Source organism: Bacillus sp. RK1064, from assembly GCF_051488405.1.
Lineage (GTDB): Bacteria > Bacillota > Bacilli > Bacillales > Bacillaceae > Bacillus.
In genome coordinates, this window is the sequence record NZ_JBPSCZ010000001.1 from 3,520,476 (window position 1) to 3,541,166 (window position 20,691).

The 20,691-nt window shown below is 42.2% G+C and carries 21 protein-coding genes, 1 pseudogene and 1 riboswitch; of the genes and pseudogenes, 17 read left to right on the forward strand and 5 right to left on the reverse strand.

What is annotated here, in order from left to right:
- Positions 1–23 precede the first annotated feature (23 nt).
- Both safA and ACSSTM_RS18085 read left to right on the forward strand, forming a co-directional pair.
- On the forward strand, positions 24–1,415 hold the full coding sequence (gene safA, locus ACSSTM_RS18080; protein ID WP_437404273.1) for a SafA/ExsA family spore coat assembly protein: 1,392 nt from the start codon (positions 24–26) through the stop codon (positions 1,413–1,415).
- Positions 1,416–1,739: 324 nt separating this feature from the next.
- A complete protein-coding gene (locus tag ACSSTM_RS18085; protein WP_034661594.1) occupies positions 1,740–2,357 on the forward strand; it encodes a YhcN/YlaJ family sporulation lipoprotein in 618 nt (205 codons plus the stop codon).
- 48 nt (positions 2,358–2,405) lie between these two features.
- On the opposite strand, the pseudogene ACSSTM_RS18090 reads toward ACSSTM_RS18085, so the two are convergent.
- Positions 2,406–2,921: pseudogene (locus ACSSTM_RS18090) on the reverse strand (lysine transporter LysE).
- A gap of 240 nt (positions 2,922–3,161) precedes the next feature.
- Positions 3,162–3,270, forward strand: a riboswitch (TPP riboswitch).
- A 126-nt stretch (positions 3,271–3,396) separates the two neighbouring features.
- Here ACSSTM_RS18090 and thiC point away from each other — a divergent pair.
- Positions 3,397–5,157 (forward strand): phosphomethylpyrimidine synthase ThiC, encoded by a 1,761-nt coding sequence (thiC, locus tag ACSSTM_RS18095; protein WP_034661590.1) that lies wholly within the window; start codon positions 3,397–3,399, stop codon positions 5,155–5,157.
- A gap of 36 nt (positions 5,158–5,193) precedes the next feature.
- Here thiC and ACSSTM_RS18100 read toward each other — a convergent pair whose 3' ends face one another.
- Positions 5,194–5,340: a hypothetical protein gene (locus tag ACSSTM_RS18100; protein ID WP_162839368.1), complete on the reverse strand. Its 147-nt coding sequence runs from the start codon at positions 5,338–5,340 to the stop codon at positions 5,194–5,196.
- Between the two features lie 191 nt (positions 5,341–5,531).
- Between ACSSTM_RS18100 and ACSSTM_RS18105 the strand changes: the two genes are divergently transcribed.
- On the forward strand, positions 5,532–5,714 hold the full coding sequence (locus tag ACSSTM_RS18105; protein ID WP_003216799.1) for a hypothetical protein: 183 nt from the start codon (positions 5,532–5,534) through the stop codon (positions 5,712–5,714).
- A 32-nt stretch (positions 5,715–5,746) separates the two neighbouring features.
- Here ACSSTM_RS18105 and ACSSTM_RS18110 read toward each other — a convergent pair whose 3' ends face one another.
- Positions 5,747–6,391 (reverse strand): serine/threonine protein kinase, encoded by a 645-nt coding sequence (locus tag ACSSTM_RS18110; protein WP_034661587.1) that lies wholly within the window; start codon positions 6,389–6,391, stop codon positions 5,747–5,749.
- 240 nt (positions 6,392–6,631) lie between these two features.
- On the opposite strand from ACSSTM_RS18110, the gene ACSSTM_RS18115 reads away from it, so the two are divergent.
- From ACSSTM_RS18115 to yajC, 7 genes are all read left to right on the forward strand, one after another.
- Entirely contained in the window at positions 6,632–7,132 is a 501-nt protein-coding gene (locus ACSSTM_RS18115; RefSeq protein WP_181185478.1) for an intercompartmental signaling factor BofC, read from the forward strand.
- A 148-nt stretch (positions 7,133–7,280) separates the two neighbouring features.
- Positions 7,281–7,886, forward strand: coding sequence for a Holliday junction branch migration protein RuvA (ruvA, locus tag ACSSTM_RS18120; protein ID WP_034661580.1), 606 nt, complete (start codon positions 7,281–7,283; stop codon positions 7,884–7,886).
- 11 nt (positions 7,887–7,897) lie between these two features.
- A complete protein-coding gene (gene ruvB, locus ACSSTM_RS18125; protein WP_095285510.1) occupies positions 7,898–8,902 on the forward strand; it encodes a Holliday junction branch migration DNA helicase RuvB in 1,005 nt (334 codons plus the stop codon).
- Positions 8,895–9,095 (forward strand): DUF2905 domain-containing protein, encoded by a 201-nt coding sequence (locus ACSSTM_RS18130; protein ID WP_034661574.1) that lies wholly within the window; start codon positions 8,895–8,897, stop codon positions 9,093–9,095. Before ruvB ends, ACSSTM_RS18130 begins: the two co-directional genes overlap by 8 nt.
- A gap of 34 nt (positions 9,096–9,129) precedes the next feature.
- Entirely contained in the window at positions 9,130–10,158 is a 1,029-nt protein-coding gene (queA, locus tag ACSSTM_RS18135) for a tRNA preQ1(34) S-adenosylmethionine ribosyltransferase-isomerase QueA (RefSeq protein WP_034661572.1), read from the forward strand.
- Positions 10,159–10,189: 31 nt separating this feature from the next.
- Positions 10,190–11,335, forward strand: coding sequence for a tRNA guanosine(34) transglycosylase Tgt (tgt, locus tag ACSSTM_RS18140; RefSeq protein WP_034661568.1), 1,146 nt, complete (start codon positions 10,190–10,192; stop codon positions 11,333–11,335).
- Positions 11,336–11,382: 47 nt separating this feature from the next.
- A complete protein-coding gene (yajC, locus tag ACSSTM_RS18145; RefSeq protein ID WP_003216659.1) occupies positions 11,383–11,649 on the forward strand; it encodes a preprotein translocase subunit YajC in 267 nt (88 codons plus the stop codon).
- Between the two features lie 49 nt (positions 11,650–11,698).
- On the opposite strand, the gene ACSSTM_RS18150 is transcribed toward yajC, so the two are convergent.
- The gene (locus ACSSTM_RS18150; protein ID WP_034661565.1) at positions 11,699–12,076 is read right to left on the reverse strand and encodes a TIGR04086 family membrane protein; all 378 of its coding nucleotides are present in this window, start codon (positions 12,074–12,076) and stop codon (positions 11,699–11,701) included.
- A gap of 165 nt (positions 12,077–12,241) precedes the next feature.
- On the opposite strand from ACSSTM_RS18150, the gene ACSSTM_RS18155 reads away from it, so the two are divergent.
- Positions 12,242–12,904: a DUF421 domain-containing protein gene (locus ACSSTM_RS18155; RefSeq protein WP_034661562.1), complete on the forward strand. Its 663-nt coding sequence runs from the start codon at positions 12,242–12,244 to the stop codon at positions 12,902–12,904.
- 1 nt (position 12,905) lies between these two features.
- On the opposite strand, the gene spoVB is transcribed toward ACSSTM_RS18155, so the two are convergent.
- Entirely contained in the window at positions 12,906–14,456 is a 1,551-nt protein-coding gene (spoVB, locus tag ACSSTM_RS18160; RefSeq protein WP_034661559.1) for a stage V sporulation protein B, read from the reverse strand.
- Between the two features lie 115 nt (positions 14,457–14,571).
- On the opposite strand from spoVB, the gene ACSSTM_RS18165 reads away from it, so the two are divergent.
- The 5 genes from ACSSTM_RS18165 (at position 14,572) to recJ (ending at position 20,675) form a co-directional block, all read left to right on the forward strand.
- Entirely contained in the window at positions 14,572–14,868 is a 297-nt protein-coding gene (locus ACSSTM_RS18165) for a post-transcriptional regulator (protein ID WP_003216788.1), read from the forward strand.
- Positions 14,869–14,909: 41 nt separating this feature from the next.
- A complete protein-coding gene (secDF, locus tag ACSSTM_RS18170; RefSeq protein WP_034661556.1) occupies positions 14,910–17,138 on the forward strand; it encodes a protein translocase subunit SecDF in 2,229 nt (742 codons plus the stop codon).
- A gap of 187 nt (positions 17,139–17,325) precedes the next feature.
- Entirely contained in the window at positions 17,326–17,814 is a 489-nt protein-coding gene (locus ACSSTM_RS18175; RefSeq protein WP_034661552.1) for a cation:proton antiporter regulatory subunit, read from the forward strand.
- 101 nt (positions 17,815–17,915) lie between these two features.
- Positions 17,916–18,269 carry a LapA family protein gene (locus tag ACSSTM_RS18180; protein ID WP_095285506.1) on the forward strand — a complete coding sequence of 118 codons (354 nt, stop codon included), beginning with the start codon at positions 17,916–17,918 and terminating at the stop codon, positions 18,267–18,269.
- Positions 18,270–18,350: 81 nt separating this feature from the next.
- Positions 18,351–20,675, forward strand: coding sequence for a single-stranded-DNA-specific exonuclease RecJ (gene recJ, locus ACSSTM_RS18185; protein WP_309415657.1), 2,325 nt, complete (start codon positions 18,351–18,353; stop codon positions 20,673–20,675).
- Positions 20,676–20,691 lie beyond the last annotated feature (16 nt).

Genomic DNA, 20,691 nt, shown 5'->3' on the forward strand with positions numbered 1-20,691 from the left:
GTTTTGCATAGGAGGGGAAAACGTTGAAAATTCATATTGTGCAAAAAGGAGACTCCCTTTGGAAAATTTCAAAGAAATACGGAGTCGACTTTCAAGAATTGAAAAAACTAAATTCACAACTCAGTAACCCAGATTTGATCATGCCGGGTATGAAGATCAAGATTCCATCTAGTGGTGTTCCTGTAAAAACAGATCATCACAAAGCAAAAGAAATGCCAAAGCCGAAAGAACATCCGTATGTGAAAGAAAAGCCAAAAGATGTCGTGCAAGTGCAAGATACGAAGCCGAAAGAAAAGCCAAATGAACCGGTACCTTATGTACCGCCAGTGCCAAAGATCGAGCATCCAGTTTTTCCACAAGTCGATGTGAACTATTATCAGACCAATCTCTACCAGCCATTCACGCCTCCTCCCAAAAAAGAACATCATGAGAAAAAAGATTACGTTCATGAAAAGAAAGATCATGTTCATGACAAAAAGGATCACAAAGATCATGTTCATCATGAAAATAAGGACTATAAAGATAACAAAGAACATTTTTATGATGAAAATAAGGACCATAAAGATAATAAGGAACATTTTCTTCATGAAAATAAGGACTATAAAGATAACAAAGAACATTTTTATGATGAAAATAAGGACCATAAAGATAATAAGGAACATTTTCTTCATGAAAATAAGGACCATAAAAATAACAAGGACCATTTTTATGATGAAAATAAAGGCCATCTAAAAGATGAAGTGGCAAAGGGGTATGATCCGTTTATTCATATTCCGCATCAAAAGGAGGAGGGAAAAGATATGGAGCAAAGCAATTACCCAAACCTTCCTAATTTCCCGCAAATGCCGAATGTTGGAGGCGCAGCGGTAGGAGGAATGGCTGAGAATAAAGAGCATCATCACCATCACCAGCATCATGACTCATATGATCCTTATTATGGTTTTGGTCATGGACATTACATGCCGGCAATGTATCCATACCCGCAACAAATGGTGCCAGCATCGCCAATTTTACCAGGTTCAGGTCTTTGTTATCCTGTCCAGCCATATTATCACCATCACATGATGCCATATCCATACCCAGCTCAGCCGTATTATCCTGCGTATCAAGCGCCAGCTTATTACGGGGAACATCATGCACATCATGCAAACGATGGGCATCACTGGCACCACCATATGCACCCAAATGACAATGCGAACGTGAATCAAGGCTTTTATCCAAACGTTTCAAATGAAGCTTATGGCAAGGAAGACTGCGGATGTGATGATGGCATGAAGCAGCATCAGCCGTGGGCAGGACATTATCCGAATCCTGTTCCTTATGGCCAAATGGGGGGGTATCCAGCTCAGCCTTATATGCAGCCATATCCAGGTCAATCTGTTTTTGCAAGGCCAGAAGAAGACGAAGAAGAGTAATGACAGAAGGAACGATCTCAATCGTTCCTTTCAGCGTGTAGACAAACCCTCGCATTCGGTGTCAGGTCTGCGCTCCGGTGCTCACGAATGTCAAATTCGCTCCGCTCCGGTACTCGTCCTTCCTAGACTGCAAAGGTTTTCAAGTCACGCTGAAAAAGAGACAAAGGGCTAAAATAAAGATCATTTTAACAATCTGGAAGGAACGATCTCAATCGTTCCTTTTTTTGTTTATAACTGACAGCTTGATTTTTCCCCAAACTGTACATGCTAAAACAGAGCCTGTTTCGCGCTCATGAGATTGAATTTGTACAGGGGGTTTTTCGTTTGAGACAAAAATGGCAAAAAACGATCGCATTAGTGCTTCTTCCTATTGGGTTAACGGCATGTGGTACAAATGATAATGCAGGTGTAGATACACGTCATAATCAATCAGGTCAGCCAGTCGGATATCATTCGAATAACCGTGCGGCTGACAATAATCAAGATCATCAAGGGCCAGTTTCTGAACTCATGGAGGGGATGAACGGTGGGAACACAACGAATGTTGATTATCGCACCCGTCCTCAAACCGATGATCGAATGCCTCTCGCAGGTGGAGATGGACGCTACAGTCATGGAGATATGAACTATCATAACCAAATGTCGTTCTCTGGCTACGATAAACAAGAGAACGTCCAGCGTTCAAGAAAAATTGCCAACCGGGTCAATAAAATGAACCACGTTGCAGACTCACAGGTGATGGTGACAGATGAAAATGTGTATATTGCCATTAAATCAGATGGACGTCTGACGTCAGAGGGCGTATCACAAGTTGAAGAAGCAGCGACTCGTTATGCGGATGGAAGAGCTGTCCAAGTCATTAAAGACGAGGGTGCTTTCACACGCTTTAGAGATATGAGAAGAACACAATTTGAAACAGGCCAAACAGGCATGACTCGATAGGTTGGAGAATAAGAAAGGCTAAAGTTCCTCAAGAACTTTAGCCTTTTCTTAAAAATAACCCTTGATGCCTGTATAAAATTCGTAAAAGAAATAACAGCCAAATCCAAGTAATAAAATACCAGCAATAATGAAGGTCCCTTTGATCATCGTTCGATTCATCACTTTTCTTGTTAAGGATACAAGGGGGAGAAGACAGATGTCATGAAGGAGAATCCCTGCCAAAATACCGCCTGAAGCCAGCATAAATTCAGATGAATCTGTTTTTGGATATGCATCTGCCAGTACAGGGGATACCGCGACAAGCAAGCCGTTTCTGTACGTTTTTGCGAATGATTTATTGACTTTTTCGCCAGCTAAATGGATGTCTTGATCCGAATTATTAAGAATACTGCTCCGATCAGCCAGAGCGGGATTTGGACAAATGGCAGTGATAAAAACTGAGCAAATTCAGCATCCATCAAAGAATCCGTTTTATAATCCCTGTTTTGTCATTTCAACCGTGATCGCTCCAACTGGCAGAGCAATTGACAATCCTACGACGATAAATGCGAGAAATATTTGCAATCGACTAGAACTTCCTTTGGAAAAGTTTGTATAAAAATTCTCAGTTTAGATTAACTATACATATTAGGAGAAAAAGATCAATGATTATTTCATATTTTATCGAAATGATTGGGAGAGATGATGTATATAAAGGTGCATATCAAGCTTGCTGTATCTCTTTTGTAGTGGAAAGGAACTATTTTCCTAAAACTTCTTTTTTTCATGGCATCTCTATGCTACACTGTTGTGGAAATCAATAAATAATGTGACTAGGGGTGCCCGCAGTTGGGCTGAGAGAGAAGTGTATGCTTCTTAACCCTTTGGACCTGATCTGGCTCGTACCAGCGTGGGGAAGTTGAAGATGATACATGGGTCATATGGATGACATTCATGTTTATTTCTGTCGACGAAACCAGGTTCTGTTCATAGAGCCTGGTTTTTTGCTGGTGCTGATTCCATCCTGTCCGGTGACAAGAAGAGAAGGAGAGAACAGCAAATGAAAGAAAAGAAAAATACCCCAACAACTCAATCCTTATTATCAAGCTTTGACGGCAGCCGAAAGGTGTATGAGAAAGGATCAAGACCTGACATTTTAGTGCCAAAAAGGGAGATTGCTCTCTCAAAAACTGTGACACAGGCGGGGAACATTCAAAATGAACCGATTCGTGTGTACGATACGAGTGGACCGTACACTGATGAGAGAGCCCATATTGATGTCACTAAGGGATTAAAACGCCTTAGGGCAGCATGGATCGAAGAAAGAGGGGATACAGAAAGCTATGAAGGGCGCCATGTGAAACCAGAAGATAACGGATATCGTTCTAAGGAAAAAGAGTCCTTTCATCATGTTCATACTGATTTTCATCATGAGCCGCTCCGCGCAAAACAAGGTGCCTGTGTGACGCAAATGCATTATGCAAAAAAAGGTATTGTTACGCCTGAAATGGAGTTTATCGCGTTAAGAGAAGAGCTAAGCCCTGAGTTTGTGAGAGAGGAAGTAGCCAGCGGAAGAGCAGTCATTCCAGCGAATATTAACCATCCTGAAAGTGAACCGATGATTATTGGAAGGCATTTTCACGTCAAAATCAATGCGAATATTGGCAATTCAGCTGTGACATCATCCATTGATGAAGAGGTAGAAAAGATGACATGGGCGATCAGATGGGGTGCAGACACCATGATGGACCTGTCTACAGGAAAGGACATTCATACAACGAGAGAATGGATCATACGGAATTGCCCAGTCCCAGTAGGAACCGTTCCCATTTATCAGGCGCTTGAAAAAGTAAATGGAGTGGCAGAAGATTTGACGTGGGACGTGTACAGAGACACATTAATTGAACAAGCAGAGCAAGGAGTAGACTACTTCACGATTCATGCGGGCGTGAGGTTAAGGTATATTCCGCTGACAGTCGATCGGGTGACCGGAATTGTTTCAAGAGGCGGTGCCATTATGGCAAGGTGGTGTCTTGCCCATCATCAAGAGAATTTCCTCTATACCCACTTCGAAGACATTTGTGAGATTATGAAAACGTATGATATTGCTTTTTCACTTGGAGACGGTCTGAGACCAGGCTCGATTGCTGATGCCAATGATGAGGCGCAGTTTGCAGAGCTTGAAACGTTAGGTGAATTGACAGAGATCGCTTGGAAACATGATGTACAGGTGATGATTGAAGGGCCTGGACATGTTCCGATGGATAAAATCAAAGAGAATGTGGACAAGCAAATGGAGATTTGCAAAGAGGCACCATTTTATACGTTAGGGCCTCTTACAACAGATATTGCCCCGGGATATGATCACATTACATCCGCCATCGGTGCGGCCATGATCGGCTGGTATGGAACAGCGATGCTATGTTATGTGACGCCAAAAGAGCATTTAGGTCTGCCGAACAAAGAAGATGTAAGAGAAGGTGTGATTGCCTATAAAATTGCCGCACATGCCGCTGATCTAGCAAAAGGACATCCTGCTGCTCAAAAGCGCGATGATGCTTTATCGAAAGCGAGGTTTGAATTTAGGTGGCGTGACCAATTCCACCTGTCACTTGATCCAGAAAGAGCTATGGCGTTCCATGATGAAACATTGCCTGCGGAAGGCGCTAAGACTGCCCATTTTTGCTCGATGTGCGGACCGAAGTTTTGCAGTATGAAAATTTCACATGATATTCGCAATCAATCAGAAGAAGTGAAAAGAGAGATGGAGAAGAAGGCGAAGGAGTTTATCAGCCAAGGAAGTCAAATTTATTCATCCTAAAAAAAGAACCTCGCACATATGTTGTGCGGGGTTCTATCAGATCGCGGAAAAGGCTTTTCTTAAGATGTGGAAAAATGTCTTTAATGCAATCCCTATCATGTCCAGACTCGGAATGAGGGCATCTGTTAAATGAAAAAAGACGGTTTGTCTTTCGGGAGATGTTCGTTTCTTTTTCCGTTTCATGAAGAGAGCCTCCTTTTTAAATAATATACTTCTTTGCAAAGCAGAGGGATAGAGATGTTGTTTGAATTTAAACAAAATTTAAACTTCTTGTGTTTGAAAGGAAAGAAGGAGGGGAAACGAGTTGAATAGAGAATGAATGAAAAGAGCCGATCTATTTGGCCAGCTAACAAGAAAGAGTGGAAGGTGATCTTATGATGAAAGTATTTAAGGTAACATTTCATATGAACAATGGGGAAGTGCTTGATTTCGAGCTAAAACGCCCAGCTACCTATGATGTGTATAAGAAAATTGAAGAAGCCAATCATTGGTTTAAGCTGAATAATGAAATCATTAACTTATTAAATGTGAATAGCATCCACGTAGAAACAGATTAAAACAGAAAGCCGCTCTCTCTGAGCGGCTTTCATTATGCAGAAAAATCATTTCGATTATTAAGCTGACCGCGGGACAGCCAGTTCTTTTTATACAAATAAGCAATCACTTCAAGCCATAGACGCGGTGCTTTTTTAGGGAAAAAAGGTTTTTGATAATAAGCGTAAGCGGCTTTTAAATCATTCCATTGATGGCATGCTTTTGTTTGTGTGAAACGGGCTACGTCGATGACCCTGACCTGGCCTTCCTTTGTTAAGATCAGATTCCGCAGATGGATATCAGAAGGATTCAATCCTTTCTCGCGTGCTTCTTCTAGCGCATCATCGACTTGTTCAATCATTTGTTTTTTAATAGGTATCCCCTTTGTGAGGCATTCATAGAATGTGTAGCCTTTAATATATTCCATTAAAATATACTGATCCCCAGATTCATAAATCTCAGGGTAGTAAGACGAACCAGAAAGTTTTTCATAAATGGCGGCTTCTTTGCGGGCAATATGTTGATAAGAAGGGAAAAAGACTTTTAGTGCCATTTTCTTGCCGTCTTTTTTGTATGAAAAGACATAGGCACTTCTTCCTTTGCCGCACAGTTCAAGCTCTGCCGGTTTAAAGGCAAGCTTATGAAGACGTTTATCTTCATGATACTGAATCGATTCGGCTAATCTTTTAACATCTGACATTGACTTCACCTTCTTTGGTTTCAGTTTATGCGGCTGAAAAACGAATGATGAAAAAACCGAGTCATTCGATAAAGCAATGGATTGTATAAAACATACCATTTACGAATGAAGGATACAACGAAAGACTCTTCCCATACCATTCATGTCATCGATTTGGTTAATGTTTAGAAAAATGGGTCAAACTACATATGTCATGCATCGATCTCATGTTCTAAAGAGGTGTAAATAGTGAAAGTGAAGATGAAATGTTTCGTTACAGGACTTATCATGACAAGTGTGCTTTTTTTCGCTGCGGATATGGAAGGAAAAGAACACTTGCAAAAGCAGTCAAACTCTATCACCGTGCAGCTTGAAAAAGTCTATCTAGACGGAGATGTGAGTATTGAAAGACACCGGGCATCATTAGAAGACAAAGACACATTCTGGGCACAGTATAAAGGCTGGACGCTAGTAGAACAGAGAGAGGATTTTGCGCTTTTTAGAAAGCAAATTGATGATATCTCTCCATTAAGTAAAGCAAATGGATATATCGGGTTATCAGAGGACGGTGTGATTTCTACGTTTCATGGAAGGCCTGACGGCTGGGCGGAGCCTATTCATCTCTTTTTTCAAATTGATACGTCCCGTTTAGAAAGTCATGTGGAGGAGCAGCTTGAGCAAGGCATTCCTTTTCGAACAAAGGATGAATTTGAGCATGTGCTTGAAGTCATGAAGCCTTACCGAAATGAAATATCGTTTTAAAGCGTGTAACAGCTTGCTGGTGTGAAGGCCGCAAGCTGTTTTTCGTGGTTTCATCGTAAAAATGCATTGAGCGAACGTATGTTAACTTTTATTGCGGTTTTCTTCTCGATTTATGTTACAATGAAGAACAGTCAAAGAGGTGAAAACGGTGATAGAGTTTGTAAAAGGGACCATTGATTATGTGTGCCCGCAATATGTTGTCATTGAAAACGGCGGAGTGGGATATCAAGTCTATACCCCAAACCCGTTTATCTATCAAGTAAACAAACAAGAAACGATTTATACGTATCATTACATAAAGGAAGACGCTTTTTCGTTATATGGATTTCAAACGCGAGAAGAAAAAGCGCTGTTCACAAAACTGTTAAATGTCACGGGGATTGGGCCGAAGGGGGCTCTAGCGATTCTTGCTTCCGGTGATCCTGGCGCTGTCATTTCAGCGATAGAACGTGAAGATGAAGCGTTCCTGATTAAGTTCCCTGGTGTTGGCAAAAAGACAGCTCGCCAAATCATTCTCGATCTAAAAGGAAAGCTAGCCGATGTCGTACCGGAAATGATTGGCAACCTATTTAATCACGAGGACCATATTCAGGTCGAAACGCAGCAAACGGCATTAGACGAAGCGCTTGAAGCCTTACATGTTCTTGGATACGGTGATCGTGAAATTAAAAAGGTTCTTCCATTATTAAAAGAAGAAAAGAATCTCACAACCGATCAATATGTGAAAAAAGCTTTACAAAAAATGTTGAAATAGGGTGATGTCTCATGGATGAACGGCTCGTCTCAACTGAAGCAGACAACCATGAATCAGCCATTGAGCAAAGTCTGCGGCCACAGACACTTAGCCAATATATCGGTCAGCAAAAAGTAAAAGATAACCTCAGTGTGTTTATTGAAGCTGCCCGCATGAGGCAGGAAACTCTCGATCACGTCCTTTTATATGGACCGCCTGGACTCGGGAAAACAACGCTTGCGTCGATTATCGCCAATGAAATGAATGTTCAGCTGCGTACAACATCTGGACCAGCGATTGAACGTCCTGGCGATTTGGCGGCAATCTTAACTTCTCTTGAGCCAGGTGATGTGTTGTTTATAGATGAAATTCATCGCTTGCAGCGCTCAATTGAGGAAGTGCTTTATCCGGCAATGGAGGATTTTTGTTTAGATATCGTCATTGGCAAAGGAGATACAGCGCGCTCTGTACGGCTTGATTTACCGCCATTTACACTTGTAGGTGCCACGACCCGTGTAGGGCTTTTAACAGCACCGCTTCGTGACAGGTTTGGGGTACATGCAAGATTGGAATACTATGAGCAAAGAGATTTGGCTCACATTGTGGCAAGAACAGCCGAGCTGTTTGAGATTGGGATCGATCTTCGCTCAGCCGAAGAGATCGCAAGACGTTCCCGGGGCACGCCAAGGGTTGCCAATCGTCTGCTCAGAAGAGTAAGAGATTTTGCGCAGGTGCTTGGGAATCATGCGATTACCAAGGACATTGCGGAAGATGCCCTTGAGCGCCTTCAAGTCGACAGGCTTGGCCTGGATCATATAGACCATAAGCTGCTTTTAAGTATGATCGAAAAATTTAGAGGCGGTCCTGTTGGGCTTGATACAATCTCAGCGACAATTGGAGAAGAATCACATACGATTGAAGATGTGTACGAACCGTATTTACTGCAAATTGGTTTCCTGCAAAGAACACCAAGAGGACGGGTCGTCACAAGAGAAGCGTATGAACATTTTCAAATGGAGGTTCCGATTCGTGACTGAATTCCCTAAAATATTGATGATTTTAGGTGGTGTCCTTTTTGCCGCAGGATTAGTATTTCAATTGGTTGGTAAGCTTCCAGGTGATATTTTTGTGAAAAAAGGAAATGTGACGTTCTTTTTTCCTGTGATAACATGCATTGCCATTAGCATTGTGCTAACCATATTACTTAATATCTTTGGACGGATGAAATAACGTTAACTAGTTAACTACAGAATAGGTGAAGGAAATGAAGCTAGAACTATTTGATTTTGATTTACCAGAAAGATTGATTGCACAAGTGCCGCTTGAAAAACGAGATGCATCAAGACTGATGGTCTTAAACAAACAAACGGGTGCGATGACACATGATACATTCTCACAAATCACCGATTATTTTCAAACGGGTGATTGTCTCGTTTTAAACAATACACGCGTTCTGCCGGCACGTTTGTTTGGAATGAAAGAGGATACAGGTGCAAAAGTTGAACTTCTTCTATTAAAACAAGAGGAGGGAGACAACTGGGAAACACTTGTAAAACCAGCCAAACGGGTGAAAAAAGGAACGGTTATCACATTTGGTGATGGACGGCTTCAAGCGGTATGTACAGAAGAGATGGAACATGGCGGAAGAAAAGTTAAGTTTCAGTATACAGGCATTTTTTATGAAGTACTTGAATCCCTCGGTGAGATGCCGCTGCCTCCTTATATTAAAGAGCAGCTTGACGATCGTGAACGCTATCAAACGGTGTATTCAAAAGAGGTTGGCTCCGCTGCTGCTCCAACTGCTGGTCTTCACTTTACAAATGAGCTGCTGGATGCGCTGAAAGCAAAAGGTGTGCATATAGCTTTCATTACACTGCACGTGGGGCTTGGTACTTTTCGTCCGGTCAGTGCAGAACGTATTGAAGAACACGAAATGCACGCAGAGTTTTACGAAATGAATGAAGAAACAGCTGAAGAGCTCAATCGCGTTCGCAAGGAAGGCGGACGGATTATTTCAGTTGGGACAACGTCAACGAGAACGCTCGAAACCATTGCAAGTGCGCATGACGGCGAATTCAAAGCGTCAAGCGGCTGGACGTCAATCTTTATTTACCCTGGCTATACATTCAAGGCCATTGATGGCATGATCACGAATTTCCATCTGCCAAAATCCTCGTTAATCATGCTTGTCAGCGCATTAGCTGGACGAGAGCATGTACTAAAAGCGTACAATGAGGCTGTAAAAGAGGAATACCGATTCTTCAGCTTTGGCGATGCCATGCTGATTCAATAACATCATACAACAAAGACAGGAGGGCTCATTTTTGTCGCAATTACCGATACGTTATGAGTTCATTAAAACATGCAAACAAACAGGTGCACGACTAGGACGCGTTCATACACCGCACGGCTCCTTTGAAACACCTGTATTTATGCCGGTAGGTACACTGGCTACAGTCAAAACGATGGCACCTGAAGAACTAAAGGCAATGGATGCAGGCATCATCTTAAGCAATACGTACCACCTATGGCTCCGTCCGGGTCATGACATTGTGAAAGAAGCAGGCGGGCTGCACAAATTTATGAACTGGGATCGAGCGATTCTGACCGATTCAGGCGGATTCCAAGTATTCTCTTTGAGTGAATTTAGAAAAATTGAAGAAGAAGGCGTCCACTTCCGTAATCACTTAAACGGAGACAAGCTGTTCCTTTCTCCTGAAAAGGCCATGGACATCCAAAATGCGCTTGGCTCTGATATTATGATGGCATTTGATGAATGTCCGCCATATCCAGCAGAGTACGACTACATGAAACGTTCTGTGGAGCGGACAAGCAGATGGGCAGAGCGCTGTCTAGAAGCGCACCAGCGTCCAGAGGATCAAGGGCTGTTTGGAATTGTCCAAGGCGGAGAATACGAAGAGCTTCGTAAACAAAGTGCAAAAGATCTGGTTTCACTTGATTTCCCAGGCTACGCCATCGGAGGCTTATCTGTTGGTGAACCAAAAGATGTGATGAACCGTGTACTGGAGTTCACAACGCCATTGTTACCGGCAGACAAGCCAAGGTACTTAATGGGTGTCGGCTCACCAGATTCCTTAATTGACGGTGCCATTCGCGGTGTAGATATGTTTGACTGCGTGCTGCCAACGCGAATTGCAAGAAACGGCACCTTGATGACAAGCGAAGGACGTCTTGTTGTGAAAAATGCAAAATATGAGCGTGATTTCAGACCAATCGATGAAAATTGTGACTGCTACACATGTAAAAACTACACACGCGCCTATATTAGACATTTAATCCGAACAAATGAAACGTTCGGAATTCGATTAACAACTTATCATAATCTTCATTTTCTGTTAAAATTAATGGAGCAAGTGAGAGAAGCTATCCGTGAGGATCGTTTAGGTGATTTTAAAGAAGAGTTTTTTGAGCGTTATGGCTTTAACAAACCGAATGCGAAAAACTTTTAACGCATAAACGAAAGGCTTTATAATGCTTTAGAAAGGGGTGAAATAGAATGGATGGTGGTATGGGTTCAATCATTATGATTGTTGTCATGTTTGCTGTGCTTTACTTCTTGTTAATCCGTCCACAGCAAAAGCAACAAAAAGCTGTGCGTCAGATGCAGCAATCTTTATCAAAAGGCGATAAAATCGTCACAATCGGTGGTTTACACGGTGAAATCGACTACATTGATGAATCAAAAGTGGTCATCAAAACTAGCGAGAACAACCGTTTAACTTTCGATCGACGTGCTATTAGAGAATTAGCTGACAAAGGTTAATCCTCCGATACATAGCCATAAAAAAAGAGCGATATGATCCGCTCTTTTTTTATTTGCCTCGAAGATTGACGCCAATCATTCCGCCCAGCATACAAATCCCTAGAAATGCCCCATGATAGATAAACTGCTCTGGTGAAAAGGTTTCTCCAAACCCTAAATATTGAAATAAGAATACAGTGAGAGAAAAGATCATAGAAGTGATCGCGCCAATGAGCCAGCCGCGCTCCTTTGCTTTTCCTCCAGAAATGATCCCTCCTAATAAAAGTGCCACAAAGGACAAAATCATAATCATCCATTTAAACGATGATTCCTGCATACTTGTGAAGGTAAGCATGAGCGATACAAGTAAGCTTGTGACAATCATCACGATAAAAATGGCCATTAAGCCGGATAAAATCCCTTTTCCGATTTGTTTCGTTTCCTGCATGTGATTCGTCTCCTCTCCAATTGACCGAAGCTTGTCTTTTACTAAAATGTATTCACCGTGAAGAAAAAATAGACATGTTTCTCACGATAAAAACAGAGGCTTTCTTTTCTACATAAATAAAGTGTTTTGACACAAGCTATGGTGGAGAAGGAGGGTTTACATCACATGCAGGACATCTTGATTATCTCCATGAGAACAATCATTTTATATTTTCTTGTTTGGTTTATTTTTCGGTTAATGGGCAAGAGAGAAATTGGCGAATTGAGTATTTTAGATCTTGTCATTTTTATGATGATCGCAGAAATTGCAGTTCTCGCCATAGAAGAAGTCGAAGATCACATGTTACATACGGTATGGCCGATCCTGCTGTTAACCTTCATTCAAATCACACTCGCCTACCTTTCATTGAAATTCCAAGGTGTCCGGCGCTTTCTAGACGGCAAACCGACCCTGCTCATCATCAATGGGAAAATCGACGAGGGTGCGATGAGAAAACAGCGATACAATTTTGATGACCTGCTTATTCAATTAAGAGAAAACAACATCGATAGCATTCAGGACGTCTCTTACGCCATTTTAGAGCCATCCGGAAAGCTTGCGGTCGTTGAAAAAGAAAACAAGCACACACACGGAGCGCTTGAGCTGCCACTTATTGCAGATGGTGTTGTACAGCACGATCATCTGAAGCAAATTAATCAAAATGAACAGTGGCTGAAAGATGAGCTTGCCAAAAGGGGCTATCATGAAATTGATCAGATTTCCTACTGCAGCTTTAATCAAAAGACATTTTATATTGATTTGAAAGATGAAGTGATCAAGAAGAGATGAGCTAAAGCAGTTTCCCAATGAATGGGATGCGGCGAAGCTCTTCACGCTTCACTAGCCCTAGACAGATTAATAGAATGACATATAGCATACACGTAACAAAGATCAGCATCACAAGCTCAATAGGGGCAGAAAAGAGCCCGTTTACTTGAGACTTCAGCCAAAGGCTGACAGCCCCGGTGCCGATGATCACAAGAACGCATATCCCATATTCCTTCATTGGTAAATGGATAGGCAGTACTTTACCGACAGTTGCCGCATGAAGCAGCGTGACGAGGACGATGCCGATTAATATCGCGAGTGCTGCCCCCATAATGCCAAAGCCCGGCTGTGAAGCAAGGACAAAAATCATCCCTGTTTTCACAACAGCACCTATCAGACTATTCGTCATCGCCGCACCAGCTAAATTGAGTGCTTGCAGGACAGCTTGAAGCGGCCCTTGAAAATAATATAATAGAAAAAATGGGGCCATGAATTTCACATAGATAGCCGCATGCGATGAACCATACATAAAGAGCGTTAAATCTTCTGCATAAACGAAAAGAATAATACAGGAAATGCCTCCGCTGAGTAGACAAAGACGCATCGCCTGCTTCAGGCGGTATTCGACCGTTTTGCGTTTGTTCTGCTCCATTCCTTCACTGATCGCCGGGACCAATGCAGTGGATAGAGAGTACGTAATAAAGCTAGGCAGTGTCAAAAGGGTCAGCGCAAGACCAGTCAACTCCCCATACTGCCTTGTCGCTTCTACAGCCGCATATCCAGCAATAGCAAGACTTTGCGCGACAACTATCGGCTCTAAAAACCACGAAATATTCCCGATGAAACGGCTGCCTGTTGTTGGCAGGGCAATACTCATCAGCTGCTTAAACGTGTCCTTACCGTCATGAATCGCCTTAAAAAATCGTTTTCGAATACGAATGGTCTTTTTATAACGAAACGCAATCAGTAAATATGCAAGTGAAATCATCTCTCCAATGACAGATGAAATCATCGCACCAGCTGCCGCGTATTCAATCCCATAAGGAAGGAAAGCTGTTGTACATACTGCCACTAGAGAAATTCTTGCGACCTGTTCCAGTACTTGAGATATGGCAAGCGGGCTCATTTGCTGTCTGCCTTGAAAATATCCTCTCAGCACACTGGAAATGGCGATGACTGGGACAACGGGAGTAATGGCAAGCAGTGGATAGACCGTTCTAGGATCTGTCAGCATATTTTCTGCCATGATGGGTGCAAACCATAAAAAGAGCGGCGTGAATATCAGGCTGAGTGTCCCTGTTATCGCAAGGGACATGACTAGAATACGTTTGGTTTTCTGTTTGTCACCCCGGGCTTCTGCTTCTGCGACAAGCTTGCTAATAGCGACAGGCAGTCCAAATTGTGTCAGCGTCACAGCGAGAAAAAAGGTAGGGGCAGCCATCATATAAAGCCCGACTCCTTCTTCGCCAATGAACCTTGCAATCACAATCCGATTGACAAAACCCAATATTCTCGTGATAAAACCTGCTAAAATTAAAATAATCGTGCCCTTTAAAAACGTTTGCTTCGTCAAATCAAAGATCACCTGCCTTCTCAAACGACATAGAATCATATACAATAAGATATGCGTGTATATCGTCCAAGCATGACAAGTCTCTCGATAAAAACTGAAAAGGGGGAGCATCCCATTGACACAACATCCGGCTGCAATTTACAAAGACCATTTAAAGCCTTTTCTGTTCAGTAAGCTTGAAGAATTCATCGTTTTGGGCTATAAAGATGTAGATTTAGAGGAATTATGGTCATACTTAGAGAATAAGAAGTGGAAGAAAAAACAAGAGTATCCGATTCATGAAATGGTTGCAGATATTTTATCTGTGAAAATTGGCGAATTTATGAACTATGCAACCGTTCAGTCGTTTAAAACGTCTGCTTTTTTGGACAGTGAAGATGGCAAGAATATGCTAGATGAACTGTTGAAATAAGCCATCTTAATGGATTCAGGTGTTTAAGGAGGAAATACATAATGAAAAAAGGGCGCATTCTTGCGTTTTTCTTAGTGGTTCTGTTAATCGGAACTGGCGTAGGCTTACTAACAAAGCCTGTTGCGAAAGATATGACGCTAGGGCTGGATTTGCAGGGTGGATTTGAAGTCCTGTATGATGTACATCCAGTGAAAAAAGAGGACAAGATTACAAATAGTGTCCTCGTCAGTACAGTGGAGGCTTTAAACCGAAGAGCCAATGTGCTAGGTGTAAGTGAACCGAACATCTCGATTGAAGGCAACAATCGTATCCGCGTGCAACTTGCGGGAGTAAAAGATCAAAACAGAGCTAGGGAGATTCTTTCCACTGAAGCACAGCTATCCTTCAGAGATACGAATGATAAAGAACTCCTAAACGGGGCTGACTTGGTCGAAAACAGTGCAAAACAAACATTCAGTCAAACGAATGAGCCAATTGTGACGGTTAAACTAAAGGATGCGAAAAAATTTGGTGACGTCACAAGAAAAGTAGCGGCGATGGCGCCGAATAACCAGCTTGTCATTTGGCTTGATTACCACAAAGGAGATTCCTTCAAAAAAGAAGTCTCAAAATCAAACCACAAGTATGTCTCTGCGCCGAATGTGAACCAAGAAATTAACAGCAGTGACGTGCAAATTGAAGGGAAATTTACTGTCCAAGAGGCAAAGGACCTTGCAAGTATTTTAAATGCTGGGGCATTGCCAGTGAAATTAACAGAAAAATATTCAACATCTGTGAGTGCACAGTTTGGTGAACAAGCACTGAACGAAACGGTGTTCGCAGGAATTGTAGGAATCGCATTTATTTTCTTATTCATGCTGCTTTATTACCGATTACCTGGTCTTATTGCTGTCATCACACTTTCAGCTTATATTTACATTACGCTTCAAGTGTTTGACTGGATGGGTGCAGTCATGACTCTGCCTGGAATTGCGGCACTGATTCTAGGGGTAGGGATGGCTGTTGATGCCAACATTATTACTTATGAGCGGATCAAAGAAGAACTCAAGCTCGGCAAATCTGTCCGTTCTGCTTTTAGATCAGGGAACCGCCGATCATTTGCGACCATCTTTGATGCAAACTTAACAAGTATCATTGCCGGCGGCGTGCTGTTCTTCTTCGGGACAAGCTCTGTAAAAGGATTTGCAACGATGCTCATCCTCTCGATTTTAACAAGCTTTATCACAGCTGTCTTCCTATCAAGATTCCTTCTTGGTCTTCTTGTTGAAAGCCGCTATCTTGACCGGAGAAAAAGCTGGTTTGGTGTTCGTCAAAAAGACATTATGAACATTCACGAAACAACAGAAAATACCGAGCCGAAAACGCCATTTGATAAGTGGGATTTCGTCAGCAAACGTAAAGGATTTATGATTTTCTCAGCTACTATCACCATTGCGGGAATCATCGTTCTTTCCATCTTCAAGCTGAATGCCGGAATTGACTTTACAAGTGGAACTAGAATTGATATCCAAAGTGATCACAAGCTGTCAACTGAACAAATCGAGCAAGACTTTAAAAAACTGGACCTTGAGACAGACAGTGTCGTGTTATCGGGTCAAAAAGAAAATCAGGCAGCAGCGAGATTTGTCGGTGTGCCGAACAAAGAAAAGATTGCTGAAGTGAAAGATTACTTCAAAGATAAATACGGAACGGAGCCGAACGTAAGTACAGTGTCTCCGACTGTTGGAAAAGAACTTGCCCGAAATGCATTATATGCTGTCATCATTGCTTCAATCGGGATCATTTTATATGTATCCATTCGTTTTGAATATAAAATGGCAATTGCAGCGATTATCTCACTACTATATGATGCGTTCTTTATCGTGGCCTTCTTTAGTATTACGCGTTTAGAGGTGGACGTCACCTTCATTGCGGCGATTCTCACAGTCATCGGATATTCGATCAACGACACGATCGTCACCTTTGACAGGGTTCGTGAACAAATGAAGAAACGCAAACCAAAAACCATTGAAGATCTTTCGTACATTGTGAACTTGAGTTTACAGCAAACCTTTACGCGATCTGTCAACACGGTATTAACCGTACTTGTCGTTGTGATCGCACTGCTTATCTTTGGATCAGCATCTATTACAAACTTCTCCATCGCCTTACTTGTCGGTCTGTTAACAGGGGTGTACTCATCTCTATATATCGCAGCGCAAATTTGGCTCATGTGGAAAGGCCGTGAGATGAAAAAACCGGCGAAGATTGATACTGAGCAAGATATTTAATGTAGCGAGACTGCCTAATTGGCAGTCTTTTTCTGTAGTTTCTCCGGATCAGCAGTCGATTCGAAAAAAACATTTCGGGTTTCATTGATCTTGAAATGGTCTTTTGCTATAATGACATACGTTTAGATCAGTATAGAAAGCAAGTGTCCGTTTGAGGCATTTGGCTTTATTCATTGGAGGGGCTGTTATGAAGGTTCGGGAAACTGAACTGCCAGGTATCGGTCACAAAGCCGAAATGATCACAAGAAATAATGAGAAGCTTGCCATCATTACACACGATGACGGCAGAAGAGAAATGTATCATTTTCAAGAGGACGACCATGAAGAATCTATTTCTGGTATTTTGCTAAACGATGAAGAAGCAAGACAAATTGCAGCTATTTTAGGCGGCATGGTATATAAGCCGAAAGCGCTTGAAACTGTAGAGGTAGCCATTGATGAACTGATGATTGAATGGTTTAAGATTGAAAAGAATGCACCAGCTGTTCAGCAGACAATCGGAGACCTCAATGTCCGCCAAAATGATCAAGTAACAGTCATCGCTATCGTGAGAAAATCACATGAGAAGATTTTAAATCCAGGACCTGATACGGTCATTGAAGAAGGGGATACCCTTGTTATTTCTGGAGAAAGACAAGAAATAAAGAACCTCATTAAAGAAAAACTCAGCAGCTAATCATGCCCATGCTGATAGATTTTCTTCCGCTCTTTTCTTTCTGTGTTTAAAAAGGACAAGGAAAAGGGAAGAATAAAAGAAAAAGCTTGGGGGATATGTAGATGAACAAACAACAATGGACCATCATATTCGCATTTATTTTCGTATTAATTGTCTCAGTATTTGCCGTGATCAATGTGCGGCCAGTGCAAGTTGACTACTTATTTGGAACGGCTGAATGGCCGCTGATTCTTGTCATTATTGGTTCTGTGCTCATGGGCGGACTCATTGTGGCTTTCGCAGGAATTTTCCAAATTGTGAAACTAAAACGTGAACTAAAGGCTTTAAAAGCTGAGCGTGCAGCCGCACCTGCATCTGCTGTTTCGAATAAAAAGATCGACAAAGACGTTCAAAAGAAACCGAATGTGACGCCTTTAAAAGAACAGCCAGCATCATTTGACCGGAAGGAAAAATAATCTTCCAGCACAATTTCATAAAATAAAAATTGAAACCCCTCAGGCCACTCTAGTATAATAGTGTGGTTGAGGGGTGAATTTATGTTATTATCCAAAATGCGCTGGGAATATGAACATCCAAGCGAAGAAAAAGTGATATCACTCTCTGAAAATCTGAATATTTCAGCGCTGACTGCATCGCTTCTTGTAAAAAGAGGACTCGAAGAAGTAGAAGAAGCGAGGTCTTTTTTATTTGATCAAAAAGCCGAATTTCATGATCCATTTCTATTAAAAGGAATGAAAGAAGCAGTAGAGCGCATCAATAAAGCGATCGAAGAGCAGGAATCGATTGTGATCTTCGGAGACTATGATGCGGATGGTGTGACAAGTACGTCTGTGCTTTTACATACATTAAAAGAGCGGTCTGCGAAAGTAGACTTTTATATTCCAGATCGATTTAAAGAAGGCTACGGGCCTAATGAACAGGCTTTCCGATATATCAAAGAGCAAGGCGCATCGCTTGTCATCACGGTCGATACAGGCATTGCAGCTGTAAATGAAGCACGTATTGCAAAAGAAATAGGGTTAGACCTGATCATTACAGATCACCATGAACCAAGTGAGGAGCTGCCTGAGGCACTTGCGATTGTCCATCCTAAGCAGCCGGGCTGTGAGTATCCCTTTAAAGAACTTGCCGGTGTAGGCGTAGCGTTTAAAGTGGCGCATGCACTCCTTGGAAAGCTGCCAGCTCAGCTGTTAGATCTTGCGGCAATTGGGACAATAGCGGATCTTGTGCCGCTTCATGATGAGAATAGATGGCTCGCCAAAAAAGGGCTTGTGCAGCTTAGGCAGTCGAATAGACCGGGGCTGAAAGCGTTATTGAAAGAAGCGGGAGCTACTCTTGAAGAAGCAAATGAAGAAACGGTCGGCTTTCAAATTGCGCCAAGGCTGAATGCTGTAGGGCGAATTGAGCAGGCAGATCCAGCTGTTCATCTTCTCATGACAGAGGATAAGGATGAAGCAGAAGAGCTCGCTCGTTTTGTACAAGAACTCAATAAAGAACGTCAAAAAATTGTGAGTACGATCACAGAAGAAGCCATTCAAATGGTGGAAGAGACAGGTGATGACCAGTCTGCGATCGTTGTAGCGAAAGCTGGCTGGAATCCGGGTGTTGTCGGAATTGTTGCCTCTAAATTGACGGATAGATTTTCACGTCCGGCGATTGTGCTTGGAATAGATGAAGAGACGCAAATGGCAAAAGGATCAGCGCGGAGTATTCCTGGCTTCGATCTATTTTTCCATTTAAGCAAATGCCGCGACATTCTGCCGCATTTCGGCGGGCACCCGATGGCTGCGGGTATGACACTTCGAGCGGATGATGTTCCTTTACTAAGAGAAAGATTAAATCAATATGCGAATGAAACGTTGACAGAAGAAGATTTTATTCCGATTCAGCGGGTCGATGCCGTATGCAAGGTAGACGAATTGACGGTTGAAGCGATTGAAGAAGTGGGGATGCTGTCACCATTTGGCATGCAGAATCCAAAGCCGTTCATCATGATTGAAGATGCGAGGCTTGAAGAGATCCGAACGATTGGGGCAAATCAGAATCATATTAAAATGTCTCTGAAAGACGAAGACAAGCTGCTTGACTGTGTCGGTTTTCATCAAGGTCAATTAAAAGAAGAAATTGTCACAGGTAGCCGCATTTCCGTCATTGGTGAAATGTCCATCAATGAATGGAATAACCGGAAGAAACCTCAGCTTATGCTAAAAGATGCCCGAGTAGATGAATGGCAGCTGTTTGATTTGCGCGGCAAAAAGGATTGGGAAAAGACAATCTCCACGCTTGATCCAGAAAAATATGTGGTGGTCTGTTTTGACGAAGAAACAAAACAGGAAGTCAATATCCCAATTTATCATGTCCATGCAGAAAATGTTTCAACGTTCGATGTAGAGGGCAAGTATATCGTCTTTGCGGATGTTCCTGCAGATGAGCATTTGCTAAGGCAGCTTTTAGAAAACCAAAAGCCAGCTAGAGTTTATACGGTTTTTCAAAGAAAAGAAGATCATTTTATGTCTTCTTTCCCTAGCCGTGATCAATTCAAATGGTTTTATGGATTCTTGTTAAAACGAGGAAGTTTCCCCCTCAAAGAACAAGGAATGGAGCTTGCCAAACATAGAGGCTGGACAAAAGATACAATCATTTTTATGACAAAGGTGTTTTTTGAACTCGGTTTTGTTAAAATAGAGAATGGTGTGCTGTCAATAGTACGTGATGCCCCTAAAAAAGATTTAACGGCATCAGCATCCTATACAGCAAAACAACGATTGATGGAACTCGATCAAACACTAACATATTCCTCAGCCAAAGAGCTGAAGGAATGGCTGAATAGCATGATGAGCGAAGTCTCACCTGTGCTTTGACGTACGAGGAGGAAAA

Excerpts from the sequence above, each read along its gene's own strand:
- thiC (WP_034661590.1), top strand. The coding sequence starts at position 3,397 with ATGAAAGAAAAGAAAAATACCCCAACAACTCAATCCTTATTATCAAGC.
- ACSSTM_RS18100 (WP_162839368.1), bottom strand. The coding sequence starts at position 5,340 with ATGAAACGGAAAAAGAAACGAACATCTCCCGAAAGACAAACCGTCTTT.
- ACSSTM_RS18105 (WP_003216799.1), top strand. The coding sequence starts at position 5,532 with ATGATGAAAGTATTTAAGGTAACATTTCATATGAACAATGGGGAAGTG.
- ACSSTM_RS18110 (WP_034661587.1), bottom strand. The coding sequence starts at position 6,391 with ATGTCAGATGTTAAAAGATTAGCCGAATCGATTCAGTATCATGAAGAT.
- ACSSTM_RS18115 (WP_181185478.1), top strand. The coding sequence starts at position 6,632 with ATGAAATGTTTCGTTACAGGACTTATCATGACAAGTGTGCTTTTTTTC.
- ruvB (WP_095285510.1), top strand. The coding sequence starts at position 7,898 with ATGGATGAACGGCTCGTCTCAACTGAAGCAGACAACCATGAATCAGCC.
- queA (WP_034661572.1), top strand. The coding sequence starts at position 9,130 with ATGAAGCTAGAACTATTTGATTTTGATTTACCAGAAAGATTGATTGCA.
- yajC (WP_003216659.1), top strand. The coding sequence starts at position 11,383 with ATGGATGGTGGTATGGGTTCAATCATTATGATTGTTGTCATGTTTGCT.
- ACSSTM_RS18150 (WP_034661565.1), bottom strand. The coding sequence starts at position 12,076 with ATGCAGGAAACGAAACAAATCGGAAAAGGGATTTTATCCGGCTTAATG.
- ACSSTM_RS18155 (WP_034661562.1), top strand. The coding sequence starts at position 12,242 with ATGCAGGACATCTTGATTATCTCCATGAGAACAATCATTTTATATTTT.
- secDF (WP_034661556.1), top strand. The coding sequence starts at position 14,910 with ATGAAAAAAGGGCGCATTCTTGCGTTTTTCTTAGTGGTTCTGTTAATC.
- ACSSTM_RS18175 (WP_034661552.1), top strand. The coding sequence starts at position 17,326 with ATGAAGGTTCGGGAAACTGAACTGCCAGGTATCGGTCACAAAGCCGAA.
- ACSSTM_RS18180 (WP_095285506.1), top strand. The coding sequence starts at position 17,916 with ATGAACAAACAACAATGGACCATCATATTCGCATTTATTTTCGTATTA.
- recJ (WP_309415657.1), top strand. The coding sequence starts at position 18,351 with ATGTTATTATCCAAAATGCGCTGGGAATATGAACATCCAAGCGAAGAA.